Raw genomic sequence first — 14,583 nt, 5'->3', positions numbered from 1 at the left:
CAGTGCAGAACGCTTCCCGGCAACCACGCGGTCTCCTGCCCCGGGCCAGGACCGCTCTGGACAGGCTCTTCCAGCGGATCGAAGGACGCGGGGCGGCGGCCAATTCGGCCTATTACCTGATCCTCGGATCCACGATCGCCCTGACCGCCATCGGCGTGCTCATGGTCATCTCCGCCTCCAGCGTCGAGTCCATCGCCGCCGGCCAGTCCCCGTACGCGGACGGCCTCAAGCAGGGCGTCGTGGCGCTGATCGGATTCGTCGCCATGTTCCTGCTCTCCCGCAGCAATGTGGCTTTCTGGCACCGCATCGCCTGGCCGGCATACTTCCTGGCGGTTCTTCTTCTGCTGTCCCTGTTCGTGATCGGCATCCGGGTCATGGGCAACTTGAACTGGATCAACGTGGGTGGCTTCTCCGTGCAGCCGTCCGAGACGGCCAAGCTCGCCATGTCCGTGTGGCTGGCCCACATCCTCGCCCGTAAGGAGAAGCTCCTGGGGCAGTGGAAGCACGTGGTCATGCCGGCGATCATCTTCAGCGGCGCCATCGTGGCGATCGTCATGATCCAGCACGACCTCGGAACGGCCCTGATCCTCATGGCGCTGCTGTTCTCCGCACTGTTCTTCGCCGGGGTCAACTTCAAGATCCTCACCGCGTTCGGCCTCTCCCTGGTGGCGGCGGCCGGCGTGGCGGCGCTGACGAGCGGCAACCGCATGTGCCGCATCACCACCTGGGTGACGGGCCAGAATTGTTCCGACAGTTACGACTCCGCCTACCAGAGCACCAACGGCCTGTACGGGCTGGCCACCGGCGGGCTGCTGGGGACCGGGCTGGGACAGAGCCGCCAGAAGTACTCCTGGATCCCCGAAGCCCACAACGACTTCATCTTCGCCATCGTCGGGGAGGAACTCGGCCTGGTGGGAGCCCTCGTGGTTCTGGCTCTCTTCGCGGTGCTCGGCCTGAGCATCTACCGCGTGGTCATCCGTCAGGAGCAGCTCTTCCACCGGGTCCTGGGCGGCACGATCATGGTCTGGATCCTGGGCCAGGCGGCCCTCAACATGGCCATGGTGACGGGACTGATGCCCGTCATCGGTGTGCCGCTTCCGCTGATCTCGTACGGTGGCTCGGCGCTGCTCATGACCTTGATGGCCATCGGTGTCGTGCTGTCCCTTGCCCGGGACGGCGCCACCCGCGCCACCCCGGCCCGTGGCAAGAACGCCCGGAAACCGGCCGTGGGCCGGACGAAGCACACCAGCAGCAAGGGCGCCCCTAAGGCGCAGGAAAGGGTCTGACGACCGTGAATCCCCCCAGCACCCTGAACGTCGTGATCGCCGGCGGCGGCACCACGGGCCACATCAGCCCGATGCTCTCCGTGGCCGACGCGCTCAGGCGACGGCTCCCGGAGGCCGGCATCGTCGCGGTGGGGACCGAAAGCGGCCTGGAGACCCGGTTGGTGCCCCTGGCCGGCTATGAGCTGCGGACCATCGACCGGGTGCCCCTTCCGCGCAGGCCGTCGGTGGACCTCCTGAAGGTTCCGGCCCGCCTGCTCGGAGCCGTTCGGCAGGCGCGCGCCATTCTCCAGGAGTCCGGGGCCGACGTCGTCTTCGGTGTGGGCGGATACGTGTGCACCCCGATGTACCTGGCGGCACGGAGGCTCGGCATTCCCGTCGTCGTCCATGAGGCCAATGTCAAGGCCGGCCTCGCCAATCGCGTCGGGGCCGCATTCGCGGCCCGGGTCGGCACGGCGTTCGCGGCGACCAGCCTGAAGAACGGCCGCCACGTCGGCATGCCGATGCGTCGTCAGATCGCGCAGCTCGACCGGGCGGACGCCCGGGCCCAGGCGCGCCAAGCTCTGGGTCTAGCGGCGGACAAGCCGGCCCTGATCGTCACGGGCGGATCCTCCGGTGCTCAGAGCATCAACACGGTCCTGGCGCAGTCGCTTCCGGCCCTGGCTGCGGCAGGCATCCAGACGTTCCACATCACGGGCCGCGGCAAGACGGTGCTGAGCGATGACGGACTGCCACTCGCCTTCGAAGGTTACCGGCAGGTCGAATACGTGGATGGCATGGAGACGGTGTACGCGGCCGCGGACCTCCTGCTCTGCCGCAGCGGGGCGGGGACGGTGTGCGAAGTCGCCGCCGTCGGCCTTCCGGCGGTGTTCGTCCCGCTGCCGATCGGCAACGGCGAACAGGCGTTGAACGCGTCGGAACTGGTCGCGGCCGGGGGAGCGCTCCTCGTCAGCGACGCCGCGCTCACTGCGGCCTGGCTCGAGGAGAACGTCATTCCGCTCCTGAAGGATCCCACGGCCCTGGAACGCATGGCGGGCGCGGCCCGGGAACACGGCATCCGGGACGCGGATGAACGGATGACGGACATGATCATGGAGGCAGCACGAGTATGAGCACCGCTGAGCTGAACCACGCCGGGACCCCCGTGCGGCAGCCGGTCCACTTCATCGGCATCGGCGGCGTCGGCATGTCGGCCGTCGCCCGCATCATGGTGGCCCGCGACGTCGCGGTGTCCGGCTCGGATGCCAAGGACCTGCCGGTCATGCACGACCTCGAGGCGCAGGGCGCCCGGATCGCAGTCGGCTACGACGCCGCCAATGTGGGCCCCGCCGGGACCGTGGTGGCCGGCTCGGCCATCCGCGCCGACAACCCCGAACTCCTCGCCGCCCGCGACGCCGGCATCCCGGTGCTGCACCGCTCCGAGGCCCTCGCCGCCCTCATGGGCGAGGACCGGGTGGTCACGGTGGCCGGCACGCACGGCAAGACCACCACCACCTCGATGATCACCGTGCTCCTCAAGGGCATCGGCCTGGACCCCAGCTACGCAATCGGCGCGGCGGTCCCGGCGCTCGGCGTCAATGCCGCGAGCGGCGCGGACGATGTCTTCGTGGCGGAGGCGGACGAATCGGATGGTTCCTTCCTGAACTACTCGCCGCGCATCGCCGTCGTGACCAATGTCGAGGCCGACCACCTCGACCACTACGGCACGGCCGATGCCGTGTACCGTGCCTTCGACGACTTCGCTGCGCTGCTGCCGGCCGACGGACTCCTGGTCATCTGCGCCGACGACGACGGCGCGGCCGCCCTCGCGGACCGGGTCGCCGCCGCGGGCCACACCCGGGTTCTCCGCTACGGCGCGTCGGAAGCGGCGGATCTGCGGCTCCTCGGAACCGCCTCGGACCCTTCGGTCCTGATCGGGGAGCAGGAACACCCGCTTCGGCTGACGGTGCCCGGCCGGCACAACCAGCTCAACGCACTGGCCGCGCTCGGCGTCGCACTCGAGCTGGGGGTGAACGCCGACGACGCGCTGGCCGCGCTGGAGGACTTCCGCGGCGCCGCCCGCCGTTTCGAGTTCAAGGGTGAGGTGGGCGGGATCCGCGTCTACGACGACTACGCCCATCACCCCACCGAGGTGCGTGCGGCGCTCAATGCGGCCCGGACCGTGGCGGGGGAGCACCGGCTTCACGTGCTCTTCCAGCCGCACCTCTTCTCACGCACCCGCGAGTTCGCGCAGGAGTTCGCCGAGAGCCTGCGCCTCGCCGATACCGCCGTGGTGCTGGACATCTATCCTGCCCGTGAGGACCCGATCCCCGGGGTCAGCAGTGAGCTCATCACCGCGTACCTTGGCACCAAGCCGAGTGAACCGGGGGAGCGGGCCGTCGAGGCCGTGCTGCGCGGCGCAGGCGAGGGCGACGTGGTGCTCACGGTGGGGGCCGGCGATGTGACGGCCTACGGTGCGTTGATCCTCGATGCCCTGGAAGACGCCGTCGCCCATGGCTGACCGCCTGGAGGGCGGCGCCAGCGTCCTGGCGTTCCCGGAGCCCCCGCGTCTCCGCCGGCGGCGGACCGCGCTGCTGACGATCGGCGGTGCGGCCGTCGTGGTGCTGCTGCTCATGGCGGTGGCGCTCTTCAGCCCCGCTCTGGCCCTCAAGGACGTCTCCGTGCGGGGGACGAAGCTCCTCACGGCACAGTCCGTCCAGGAGAAGCTCGCTCCGCTGCAGGGGAAGCCCCTGCCGCAGATCAGCAAGGACGACGTCGGGCGCCTGCTCGCGCCCGTGGTGCAGATCAAGTCGTGGGACATGCAGTTCCGGCCGCCGAACACGATGGTGCTGACCATCGTCGAACGGGTTCCCGTCGCGGTTCTGAAGAACTCCACGGGGCTCTCCCTGGTCGATTCCGAGGGCACGCCCCTGGCCGCCGTCCAGGACCCGGCCACGGCCAAGCTGCCGCTGGTCGACGGTACCGACAAGACCATGACGCCCGACGTGTTCAAGACCGTCACCGCTGTGCTGGGCTCCCTGCCTCCGTCCGTGCTGGCACTCCTGGCGGACGCGACCGCCCGGTCCGTGGACTCCGTGACCCTGGATCTGCAGGACGGCAGGAAGGTCATCTGGGGCAATGCAGATGACATGGATCTGAAGTCGAGGGTGCTGCAGGCACTCCTGAAGAAGCCTGATGATCCGGCGAATCCGGTGAACACCTTCGACGTGAGCACACCCCGTCACCCGGTGACGAAATGACTTTCCCGCCGGACTTGGGCGACACGCGCGGCGGGTCATTGAATGTCCCTGATGGAGCACATACCGTCGAGGACAGAGTTACTTGACATAACTGTAACCCTCAAGTAGAGGGTTAAGGTTGTGGTTGAGACGCAGAGCTATCGTAGGAATCTAACAAGGGGCACGTAACGTGGCAGCACCGCAGAATTACTTGGCCGTCATCAAAGTCGTCGGCATCGGCGGCGGTGGCGTGAACGCCGTCAATCGCATGATCGACGTCGGCCTCCGCGGGGTCGAGTTCATCGCGATCAATACGGATGCCCAGGCGCTCCTGATGAGCGACGCCGACGTCAAGCTCGACGTCGGCCGTGAACTCACCCGTGGTCTCGGTGCCGGCGCCAACCCCGAGGTCGGCCGTCAGGCCGCCGAGGACCACGCCGACGAGATCGAAGAGGTCCTGCGCGGAGCGGACATGGTGTTCGTGACGGCCGGCGAGGGCGGTGGGACAGGTACCGGTGGTGCTCCGGTGGTGGCCCGTATCGCCCGTTCGCTCGGCGCCCTGACCATCGGGGTGGTCACCCGCCCGTTCACCTTCGAGGGCAAGCGCCGTGCCACGAGCGCTGAGAACGGCATCGACGCGCTGCGCGACGAGGTCGACACTCTCATCGTCATCCCCAACGACCGCCTGCTCTCCATCAGCGACCGGAACGTGTCCGTCCTGGACGCGTTCCGCTCCGCCGACCAGGTCCTGCTCTCCGGGGTCCAGGGCATCACGGACCTCATCACCACCCCGGGCCTGATCAACCTCGACTTCGCGGACGTCAAGTCGGTCATGCAGGGCGCCGGTTCCGCCCTCATGGGCATCGGTTCCGCCCGTGGCGACGACCGCGCCGTCAAGGCCGCCGAGCTGGCCATCGCGTCGCCGCTGCTGGAGGCCTCCATCGACGGCGCCCACGGCGTGCTGCTCTCCATCCAAGGTGGCAGCGACCTCGGCCTGTTCGAGATCAACGAGGCCGCCCGCCTGGTTCAGGAGGTGGCCCACCCCGAGGCGAACATCATCTTCGGTGCCGTCATCGACGATGCCCTGGGCGACGAGGCCCGCGTCACCGTCATCGCGGCCGGCTTCGACGACGTCCAGGCGACCTCGCCGTCGCTGGAGGCCAAGCCCGCCGTTCCGGCTGCCGAGCCGGCTCCGGCCCAGCCCGCCCAGCGCCTGGCCCCCGTGGCGGCGGCCACCCCGGCAGCCGGCCTGAGCGCCTGGGGCCAGCGCGGCGGCAGCCCGGTGAAGGAGCCCTCGTTCGGCGAGGAGCTTCCGAGCGTCGTCGACGAGTCCGCCCTGAGCGGCAGCGGTGAGCTCGACGTGCCGGACTTCCTCAAGTAGTCCTGCACCGCACGGCACGATCGGACAGGGACCCGCAGGCCTCAGGGCCGCGGGTCCCTGTCCGTGAGCGAGACATGACCGCGGAGGTTCCGCGGGAAAGGAAACGGCACATGTTCAGCTGGCAGGGTGAGCTTCTCCCCGGGGTCCGTGGGGCCTTCACGTCCGTGGCGGCCGGGAACCTGGCCTTCCACGTCGGGGACGACGCGGACGCGGTCAGGCGGCATCGTGAGTCCGTGCGGACGGCGCTGGGCAGCGGTCCTGTGCAGTACATGAACCAGGTCCATGGTGACCGGGTGGTGGTGGTCGAGCGGTTGACGCTCGGCGACGACGCGCCGACCGCGGACGGGCTCGTATCGCGCGGCCTTCCCCTTGCCGTCATGGTGGCGGACTGCGTCCCCATCCTCCTTGCCGGGACCGATGACGACGGCGGGCCGGTGATCGCGGCGGTGCACGCGGGACGGCCCGGGATGGCGGCGGGAGTGGTGCCCGCCGCGGTGCGTGCGATGCGGGGTCTCGGCGCTCACGAGCTGCAGGCCTGGCTCGGCCCCAGTGTGTGCGGCCGTTGCTATGAGGTGCCCGCGGCGCTTCAGGAGGAGGTCGGCCGGATCGTCCCGGAGGCCGTCTCCACCACCTCATGGGGAACCCCGGCGCTGGACATTCCATCGGGAGTGAGTGCCCAATTGGAGCGGGACGGGGTCCGGATCCGGTACCACGGCCAGTGCACCATGGAGGATGAGAGCCTCTACTCGCATCGCAGGGCCCCGGGCCTCGGGCGGTTCGCCGGACTGATCTGGCGGGAAGGGCAGTGACGGTGGAGCACGGACTTCCGACGGGAGACGCCCGGACGCTCGAACTGGCCGAGCGGCTGGAGCGGGTCCGTGAGCGCATCGCCGCGGCGTCGGCGGCCGCCGGACGGGGGCTACCCGAACTCATCGTGGTCACCAAGTTCCATCCGGCCGCCGATGTGGCACGGCTGTACGGACTCGGCGTACGGCAGGTCGGGGAGAACCGCGACCAGGAGGCCTCGGCCAAGGCGGCGGAACTCACGGCGCTGGAGGGGCTCTCGTGGCACTTCATCGGACAGTTGCAGAGCAACAAGGCCAAGTCCGTGGTCCGGTACGCCACAGCGGTGCACTCCGTGGACCGCGGACCGCTGGTCGCCGCGCTCTCCAAGGCCGTGCTGGCAGAGCAGGAAGCGCGGGGCCGTGCCGACCTGGAGGTGCTGCTCCAGGTGAACCTGGACCCGGAGGCGATCGCCGCCGGCGCCGGCGGCCGGGGTGGTGCCTTGCCGGATGAGCTGCCGGCCCTGGCCGGGCAGGTGGCGGTTGCGCCCGGGCTCCGCCTCCGTGGTCTCATGGCGGTCGCTCCGCTCGGGGCGGACGCCGCCGAGGCCTTCGAACGGCTCCACCGGATCTCGGAGCTGCTGCGGCGGGAACACCCCGAGGCGGGACTGCTCTCCGCGGGCATGAGCCACGATCTGGAGGACGCCATCGCCTGTGGTGCGACACACCTGAGGATCGGTACAGATGTGCTCGGTCCACGTCCGCCCATGGGGTAGCGTCGAAGAGACGGGAAGTCCGGTCAGCGCACCTGGCGGACCTCCGGCGCCGGTCATGCGGGGGAGCTGAGAACCACCGTGGGACCGGTGTTGCAGGCAAGCCGCTGAGGGGCTCCTTCGGGAGTCTGATGCGGGGAAGCACAGACAAGGAAACGGAGCCGAACATGGCCAGCTTCATGCAGAAGACCATGCTCTACCTCGGCCTGACGGACGCCGACGAGCATCTCGACGCCGACCACGCCAAGGCGCCTGCGCGGCCTGTCGAGGCGGTCCAGCACCACGAAGAGCCCGAGGAACGTGAAGTCTCCCCGTTTGAGGAGCGGCAGGTCCAGAAGACTCAGGCGGTCCGTGAAGAGCCGGCCGAGACCGAGTACCGCGCCCCCGTCACCCCCATCAAGCGTATTGCCCCCGTTCGAGACGAGCCAGCTGCCTTGCGACAGATCACCACCATCCACCCCCGTTCCTACAATGACGCCAAGGTCATCGGCGAAAGCTTCCGGGACGGGATCCCCGTCATCATGAACGTGACCGACATGGGCGAGGCCGATGCCAAACGACTGGTGGACTTCTCCGCCGGTCTCGTCTTCGGTCTTCACGGAAGCATCGAACGAGTGACCAGCAAGGTCTTCCTGCTGTCTCCCTCCTTCGTGGAGGTGCTCGGCGAGGAGAAGAAGAAGGGCGAGACCCAGGCCAGCTTCTTCAACCAGAGCTGATGGCCGCCGTCGTCGTCCTGCCGGCAGGTGCCCGGCAGGTTGAGGAGGCTTGATGGGCGTTCTCTTCGCCCTCATCTACGTGGTGCTGCTGCTGTTCCTGGTCGCCTTGATCATCCGTCTGATCATCGACTGGGTCCAGGTCTTCGCCCGGCACTGGAGGCCTCGCGGTGCGGCTCTGCTCGTTGCCAGCATCGTGTATTCGCTTTCCGACCCTCCGCTGCGTTTCCTGCGCAGGGTCATCCCGCCGCTGAAGATGGGGAATGTGACGCTCGACATCGCATTCATCCTGCTGTTCTTCGTGGTCAGCATCGCTATGGCAATCGCGAGCAGTTTCGCGTAGTTTCAAATCAGTCCACGCAGCGCCCGGCGAACGTTCCGGAGCTCGGGTGGGCCGGTGGCCGGACGTCCAACGGATGGACGATTCGAGCCGACGGCCTACTTTAGGTAACGTAGTCGGCAGGGCCAACCGCTCTACGACGATAAGAACCAACGAGGTGACCAGATGGCTTTGACGCCAGAAGACGTTGTCAATAAGCGCTTTCAGCCGACGAAGTTCCGTGAGGGATACGACCAGGACGAGGTCGACGATTTCCTTGACGAGATCGTCGTCGAGCTTCGCCGTCTGAACCAGGAGAACGAAGAGCTCCGCAAGCAGCTCGGCGGCAAGGGTGCCGAGGCGCCCGTCGCCGAGGCCCCCAAGGCGGAGCCGGTCAAGGAAGAGGCTCCCAAGCCCGCGCCGGTCAAGGAGGAGGCCCCGGCCGCTCCGAAGGCGGCCGAGCCGGCTCCGGTCACCTCGGCCATCCCCGCTTCCGCGGAGTCCGCCGCCGGTCTTCTGGCCATGGCGCAGCAGATGCACGACCAGCACGTGTCCGATGGCGCCGCACGCCGCGACAAGATCATCGCCGAGGCTCAGATCGAGGCCAGCACCCTGGTCAACGACGCGCAGGAGAAGTCCCGCCAGGTCCTTGGTGTCCTGGAGCAGCAGCGGTCCGTGCTGGAGCGCAAGGTCGACCAGCTGCGTGGCTTCGAGCGCGACTACCGCAGCCGCCTGAAGAGCTACATTGAAGGCCAGCTGCGTGACCTCGAGTCGCGTGGTTCCGTCGCCGCAGAGAACAGCGAGCAGAACTCCGAGGGCTGAGACCCTCAAAGACAAGGCCGGTGACCGGTTTCCGGTCACCGGCCTTGTCATGTCCGTGGAGGCCGGTGCCTCCGCGCCCGGCCTGCGTACGCCGGGGAACACGAGCCGAGGAAGTGAAGAGCAATGAGCAGCAGCCCCGCTGACCAGGGACCCGAGTCCGAGGTCCCCGGCGGAACCGTGCCCGAGCCGGAAGAGGCGGCGATCTCGCCGGTCCGGCGCCACGGTCCGGTGCTCGCGCTGTTCGCAGCCGCGGCGGTGTTCGCGTACGGGCTGGACCAGCTCACGAAATTCCTGGTCAGCACCGGGATGACGGAGTACGAGAGCATTCCGGTCCTGCCCCCGCTGCTGCACTGGTACTACATCCGCAATTCCGGGGCGGCGTTCTCCATCGGCGAGAACTACACCTGGGTCTTCACCATCATCATGACCCTCGTCTCGGCCGCCGTGCTGGTGTACATCCGGCGCGTGGGTTCCCTCTGGTGGGGGCTGGCGCTCGGATTCCTGCTGGGCGGCGCGCTGGGTAATCTGACGGACCGGCTGTTCCGGGCACCGTCGTTCGGCATGGGGCACGTGGTGGACTTCATCCAGCTGCCCAACTTCGCCATCTTCAACGTGGCCGATTCCGCGGTGGTGACCGCCGTGACCGTCATCGTCATCCTGACGCTCAAGGGTGTCGCGGCGGATGGCCGGAAGCGTGCGCCGGGGGACTCCGGCGCGGGTGACGCCGGCGAGGCCGGCAAGTGAGCGAGCCGCGCGACGGCGCGTCGGTGACCGGCGTCGTCGTCCCCCCTGAGCAGGCGGGCAAGCGTGTGGACGCGGCGCTGGCGGCGCTCCTCGGCATCTCGCGCTCGGCCGCCGCCCTGGCGGTCGCGGAGGGCCGGGTCAGCGTCGACGGCGCGCAGCCGGCGAAATCATTGAAGCTGTCCGCGGGGCAGGAGATCCGTCTGACGGCCTCCACCGCGCGGGACCCTTTGGAAGTGGTGGTGGAGATCGTGGACGGCTTGGACATCCTGCTCGACGACGAGGACTTCGTGGTGGTCGACAAGCCCGTGGGCGTGGCCGCACACCCGAGTCCGGGCTGGGTGGGACCCACGGTGGTGGGCGGGCTCGCAGGGGCGGGGTACCGCATCACCACCTCCGGCGCACCCGAGCGCATGGGCATCGTGCACCGGCTCGACGTCGGCACGAGCGGGATCATGGTGGTTGCCAAGACCGAACGCGCCTACACCTCCCTCAAGCGCGCCTTCAAGGAGCGCACGGTGGACAAGGTCTACCACACGGTGGTCCAGGGGCTCCCGGACCCGCTGAAGGGGACCATCGAAGCCCCGATCGGCCGGCACCCCGGCCACGAGTGGCGCTTCGCGGTCATCGAGGACGGCCGTCCGTCCGTGACCCACTACGAAGTCCTGGAGGCTTTCGGCCGGGCGAGTCTCCTAGAGGTGCACCTGGAGACGGGCCGCACCCACCAGATCCGGGTGCACTTCTCGGCACTGCGGCACCCGTGCGCGGGCGACCTGACCTACGGCGCCGACCCCCGTCTGGCCGCCGAGCTCGGTCTGACCCGGCAGTGGCTCCACGCCCGTCAGCTGAGCTTCGATCATCCTGCCTCCGGCGAACGCGTCACGGTCACCAGCGACTACCCGGAAGACCTGGCCTACGCCCTGGAGCGCCTGCGCGACGGGCACTGAATACCGGGTCCCCTCGGTGGGGCGTACTAGGATGTACGGGTGGCTAGCCAGGATTCCTTCGTCCATCTGCACACCCATACCGAGTACTCCATGCTGGACGGTGCGGCCAAGCTGGGAGAGCTTTTCGCCGAGACCAACCGGCTGGAGATGCCGGCCCTCGCGATCACCGATCACGGGTATCTGTTCGGCGCGCACGACTTCTGGAAGAAGGCCAAGGACGCCGGCGTGAAGCCCATCATCGGCGTCGAGGCGTATGTCACGCCCGGCACGCACCGCACCGACAAGGAGCGTGTCCGCTGGGGTGATGAGAGCCAGCGCAGCGACGACGTCTCCGGCGGTGGCGCGTACACCCACATGACCCTGCTGAGCTACAACAACACCGGCATGAGGAATCTGTTCCGGGCCTCGTCCATCGCCTCCCTGGACTCGGTGTTCGGCAAGTGGCCCCGCCTGGACCGGGAGCTGCTCCACACCTACTCCGAAGGACTCATCGCCACCACCGGCTGCCCCTCGGGCGAGGTGCAGACCAAGCTGAGGCTCGGGCAGTACAAGGAGGCCGTGGCAGCCGCCGCAGAGTTCCAGGATCTCTTCGGCAAGGAGAACTACTACTGCGAGCTCATGGACCACGGGCTGTCCATCGAGACCCGCATCCGCGAGGACCTGCTCCGCCTGGCGAAGGACCTGAGCATCCCGCTGGTCGCCACCAACGACCTCCACTACACCCACCAGCACGACGCCAAGGCCCACGAGGCGCTGCTGGCCATCCAGTCCGGGTCCACGCTCCTGGAACCGAGCTATGACGAAGGCGGCTCCCGCTTCGCGTTCTCCGGCACGGGCTACTACCTGAAGTCGCCGCGGGAGATGCGTGAGCTGTTCCGTGAGCTCCCGGAAGCCTGCGATAACACCCTGGCGATCGCCGAGCGCTGCGAGGTCGGCTTCACGCACAACAACTACATGCCGAAGTTCCCGTGCCCGCCGGGCGACAATGAGGACTCCTGGCTGGTCAAGGAGGTGGAGCGCGGTCTCCAGTACCGGTACCCCAAGGGCATCCCGGACGATGTGCGCAAGCAGGCCGAGTACGAGCTCGGCATCATCAGCACCATGGGATTCCCCGGCTACTTCCTGGTGGTGGCCGACTTCATCAACTGGGCCAAGGACAACGGCATCCGTGTGGGCCCGGGCCGTGGCTCCGGTGCCGGTTCCATGGTCGCTTACGCGCTGCGCATCACCGACCTGGACCCGTTGCGCCACGGCCTGATCTTCGAGCGCTTCCTCAACCCGGACCGCGTGTCCATGCCCGACTTCGACGTCGACTTCGATGACCGCCGCCGTCCCGAGGTCATCGATTACGTGACCCGCAAGTACGGCGACGAGCGCGTGTCCATGATCGTCACCTACGGCACCATCAAGACCAAGCAGGCGCTCAAGGACTCCTCCCGCGTGCTCGGCTACCCGTTCAGCATGGGCGAGACGCTCACCAAGGCCCTGCCCCCTGCGGTCATGGCCAAGGACATCCCGCTCAAGGACATCCAGGACCCCAAGGCCAAGCGCTACGGTGAGGCCGGAGACTTCCGGGAGCTGCTGAACACGGACCCGGAGGCGGGCAAGGTCTTCGAGACGGCGCTCGGCCTGGAGGGCCTGAAGCGGCAGTGGGGCGTGCACGCTGCCGGCGTGATCATGTCCTCGGACCCGATCATCGACGTGGTGCCGATCATGCGCCGCATCCAGGACGGCCAGGTCATCACCCAGTTCGACTACCCCACCTGTGAGGGCCTCGGCCTGATCAAGATGGACTTCCTCGGTCTGCGGAACCTGACGATCATCTCGGACGCCATCGAGAACATCAAGCGCAACCGCGGCATCGACCTGGATCTGGAACACCTGGAACTCGACGACGCGCCGTCGTACGACCTTCTGGCCCGTGGTGACACGCTGGGCGTCTTCCAGCTCGACGGCGGGCCCATGCGCTCCTTGCTCAAGCTCATGAAGCCGGACAACTTCGAAGACATCTCCGCCGTCCTGGCGCTGTACCGTCCGGGCCCCATGGGCGCCAACGCCCACACCGATTACGCCCTGCGGAAGAACAACCTCCAGCCGGTGATCCCCATCCACCCCGAACTGGAGGAGCCGCTCAAGGACATCCTGGGCGGGACGTTCGGCCTGATCGTGTATCAGGAGCAGGTCATGGCCGTGGCGCAGAAGCTGGCCGGCTATTCGCTCGGCCAGGCGGACATCCTCCGCCGCGCCATGGGCAAGAAGAAGAAGGAGGAACTGGACAAGCAGTTCGCCGGCTTCCAGCAGGGCATGTTCGACAACGGCTACTCCGCGGAGGCCGTGAAGACGCTCTGGGACATCCTGCTCCCGTTCTCCGACTACGCCTTCAACAAGGCCCACTCCGCCGCGTACGGTGTGGTCTCCTACTGGACCGCGTATCTGAAGGCGCACTACGCACCGGAGTACATGGCCGCCCTGCTCACCAGCGTGGGCGATGACAAGGACAAGTCGGCCATCTACCTCAATGAGTGCCGCCGCATGGGCATCACGGTGCTCCCGCCGGACGTCAACGAGTCCGAGCTGACCTTCACCCCGGTGGGGGATGACATCCGCTTCGGCATGGGTGCCATCCGCAATGTGGGCGCGAACGTGGTCAAGGCCATGGTGGAGACCCGGCAGGAGAAAGGCGCGTTCACTTCCTTCTCCGACTACCTGCAGAAGGTCCCCGCGGTGGTGTGCAACAAGCGCACCATCGAATCGCTCATCAAGGCCGGTGCGTTCGACTCCATGGAGGGCAACCGCCGTTCCCTGGTGATGATCCACGAGGAGGCCATCGACTCGGTCATCACGCTCAAGCGCAACGAGGCCAACAACCAGTTCGACCTGTTCAGCGCCATGGACGACGCGGCGCCGGACGCCGGGCTCTCGGTGGAGATCCCCGAACTGCCCGAGTGGGAGAAGAAGGACCTGCTCAGCTTCGAGCGGGACATGCTGGGGCTGTACGTCTCGGATCACCCGCTGAAGGGCCTGGAGGAGGCGCTCGGCTCCCTCGCCGACACCTCGGTGGCCAACGTGATGAGCGACGACGGCCCGCCGGACGGTGCGATCGTCACCATCGCCGGCATGATCACCTCCCTCAGCCGGCGCGTGGCGAAATCCAGCGGTAATGCCTACGCCCGCGCCGAGATCGAGGACCTCGGCGCCTCCATGGAGGTCATGTTCTTCGGGCAGGTCTACGGCCCCATCTCCACGATCCTGGCCGAAGACCTGATCGTGGTGATCAAGGGCCGGGTCCAGCGCCGCGACGACGGCTCGGTGGTGCTCAGCTGCATGGAGATGAGCGTCCCGGACCTCAGCCAGGCGAGCGGGAACGGGCACCTCATGATCAGCGTCCCCACGCACAAGGCCACCGAAGACCTCGTCTCGCGGCTCGGCGACGTGCTCCGCAGCCACTCCGGCAAGAGCGAGGTCCGGCTGAAGCTCCAGGGCACGCGCAGCATCGAGCTCATGCGGCTGGGCCGGGACTTCATGGTGGATCCGAACCCGTCCCTGTACGCGGACCTCAAGGTCCTCCTGGGACCGGCCTGCCTGGATGCCTGACCCCGCCCCG

13 protein-coding genes are annotated in these 14,583 nt (G+C 67.9%); all 13 read left to right on the top strand.

What is annotated here, in order from left to right; genetic code table 11:
* The first annotated feature begins 2 nt into the window (after nucleotides 1–2).
* The 13 genes from ftsW (at nucleotide 3) to dnaE (ending at nucleotide 14,573) form a co-directional block, all read left to right on the top strand.
* Nucleotides 3–1,286, top strand: a complete 1,284-nt coding sequence (ftsW, locus tag Q9R02_RS03430; protein ID WP_305995225.1) for a putative lipid II flippase FtsW — start codon at nucleotides 3–5, stop codon at nucleotides 1,284–1,286.
* A 5-nt stretch (nucleotides 1,287–1,291) separates the two neighbouring features.
* On the top strand, nucleotides 1,292–2,395 hold the full coding sequence (gene murG, locus Q9R02_RS03425; RefSeq protein ID WP_305995224.1) for an undecaprenyldiphospho-muramoylpentapeptide beta-N-acetylglucosaminyltransferase: 1,104 nt from the start codon (nucleotides 1,292–1,294) through the stop codon (nucleotides 2,393–2,395).
* The gene (gene murC, locus Q9R02_RS03420) at nucleotides 2,392–3,783 is read left to right on the top strand and encodes a UDP-N-acetylmuramate--L-alanine ligase (RefSeq protein WP_305995223.1); all 1,392 of its coding nucleotides are present in this window, start codon (nucleotides 2,392–2,394) and stop codon (nucleotides 3,781–3,783) included. Before murG ends, murC begins: the two co-directional genes overlap by 4 nt.
* Nucleotides 3,776–4,522 carry a cell division protein FtsQ/DivIB gene (locus tag Q9R02_RS03415; protein ID WP_305995222.1) on the top strand — a complete coding sequence of 249 codons (747 nt, stop codon included), beginning with the start codon at nucleotides 3,776–3,778 and terminating at the stop codon, nucleotides 4,520–4,522. The genes murC and Q9R02_RS03415 overlap by 8 nt, the downstream gene beginning before the upstream one ends.
* A 169-nt stretch (nucleotides 4,523–4,691) precedes the next feature.
* Nucleotides 4,692–5,882, top strand: a complete 1,191-nt coding sequence (ftsZ, locus tag Q9R02_RS03410) for a cell division protein FtsZ (protein WP_305995221.1) — start codon at nucleotides 4,692–4,694, stop codon at nucleotides 5,880–5,882.
* A gap of 110 nt (nucleotides 5,883–5,992) precedes the next feature.
* Entirely contained in the window at nucleotides 5,993–6,691 is a 699-nt protein-coding gene (locus Q9R02_RS03405; protein WP_305995220.1) for a purine nucleoside phosphorylase YfiH/LACC1 family protein, read from the top strand.
* A 2-nt stretch (nucleotides 6,692–6,693) separates the two neighbouring features.
* The gene (locus Q9R02_RS03400) at nucleotides 6,694–7,440 is read left to right on the top strand and encodes a YggS family pyridoxal phosphate-dependent enzyme (protein ID WP_305995219.1); all 747 of its coding nucleotides are present in this window, start codon (nucleotides 6,694–6,696) and stop codon (nucleotides 7,438–7,440) included.
* A 164-nt stretch (nucleotides 7,441–7,604) separates the two neighbouring features.
* Nucleotides 7,605–8,153, top strand: a complete 549-nt coding sequence (locus Q9R02_RS03395; RefSeq protein WP_305995218.1) for a cell division protein SepF — start codon at nucleotides 7,605–7,607, stop codon at nucleotides 8,151–8,153.
* A gap of 52 nt (nucleotides 8,154–8,205) precedes the next feature.
* Complete coding sequence (locus tag Q9R02_RS03390) at nucleotides 8,206–8,493, top strand: YggT family protein (RefSeq protein ID WP_305995217.1); 288 nt, start codon at nucleotides 8,206–8,208, stop codon at nucleotides 8,491–8,493.
* 162 nt (nucleotides 8,494–8,655) lie between these two features.
* Entirely contained in the window at nucleotides 8,656–9,291 is a 636-nt protein-coding gene (locus Q9R02_RS03385; RefSeq protein ID WP_305995216.1) for a DivIVA domain-containing protein, read from the top strand.
* Nucleotides 9,292–9,414: 123 nt separating this feature from the next.
* A complete protein-coding gene (gene lspA, locus Q9R02_RS03380) occupies nucleotides 9,415–10,035 on the top strand; it encodes a signal peptidase II (protein ID WP_305995215.1) in 621 nt (206 codons plus the stop codon).
* A complete protein-coding gene (locus tag Q9R02_RS03375; protein WP_305995214.1) occupies nucleotides 10,032–10,979 on the top strand; it encodes an RluA family pseudouridine synthase in 948 nt (315 codons plus the stop codon). The genes lspA and Q9R02_RS03375 overlap by 4 nt, the downstream gene beginning before the upstream one ends.
* A 90-nt stretch (nucleotides 10,980–11,069) precedes the next feature.
* A complete protein-coding gene (gene dnaE / locus Q9R02_RS03370) occupies nucleotides 11,070–14,573 on the top strand; it encodes a DNA polymerase III subunit alpha (RefSeq protein WP_425279211.1) in 3,504 nt (1,167 codons plus the stop codon).
* Nucleotides 14,574–14,583: the final 10 nt, after the last annotated feature.

The sequence above is a fragment of the Arthrobacter horti genome, assembly GCF_030731045.1.
GTDB classification, from domain to species: domain Bacteria; phylum Actinomycetota; class Actinomycetes; order Actinomycetales; family Micrococcaceae; genus Arthrobacter_E; species Arthrobacter_E nanjingensis.
This window is presented reverse-complemented; position numbering and strand designations above follow the sequence as displayed.

Bases quoted from the DNA above. Each gene is read 5' to 3' on its own strand.
- murC (WP_305995223.1), top strand. From the start codon at position 2,392: ATGAGCACCGCTGAGCTGAACCACGCCGGGACCCCCGTGCGGCAGCCG.
- Q9R02_RS03415 (WP_305995222.1), top strand. From the start codon at position 3,776: ATGGCTGACCGCCTGGAGGGCGGCGCCAGCGTCCTGGCGTTCCCGGAG.
- Q9R02_RS03405 (WP_305995220.1), top strand. From the start codon at position 5,993: ATGTTCAGCTGGCAGGGTGAGCTTCTCCCCGGGGTCCGTGGGGCCTTC.
- Q9R02_RS03395 (WP_305995218.1), top strand. From the start codon at position 7,605: ATGGCCAGCTTCATGCAGAAGACCATGCTCTACCTCGGCCTGACGGAC.
- Q9R02_RS03390 (WP_305995217.1), top strand. From the start codon at position 8,206: ATGGGCGTTCTCTTCGCCCTCATCTACGTGGTGCTGCTGCTGTTCCTG.
- Q9R02_RS03385 (WP_305995216.1), top strand. From the start codon at position 8,656: ATGGCTTTGACGCCAGAAGACGTTGTCAATAAGCGCTTTCAGCCGACG.
- lspA (WP_305995215.1), top strand. From the start codon at position 9,415: ATGAGCAGCAGCCCCGCTGACCAGGGACCCGAGTCCGAGGTCCCCGGC.
- dnaE (WP_425279211.1), top strand. From the start codon at position 11,070: ATGCTGGACGGTGCGGCCAAGCTGGGAGAGCTTTTCGCCGAGACCAAC.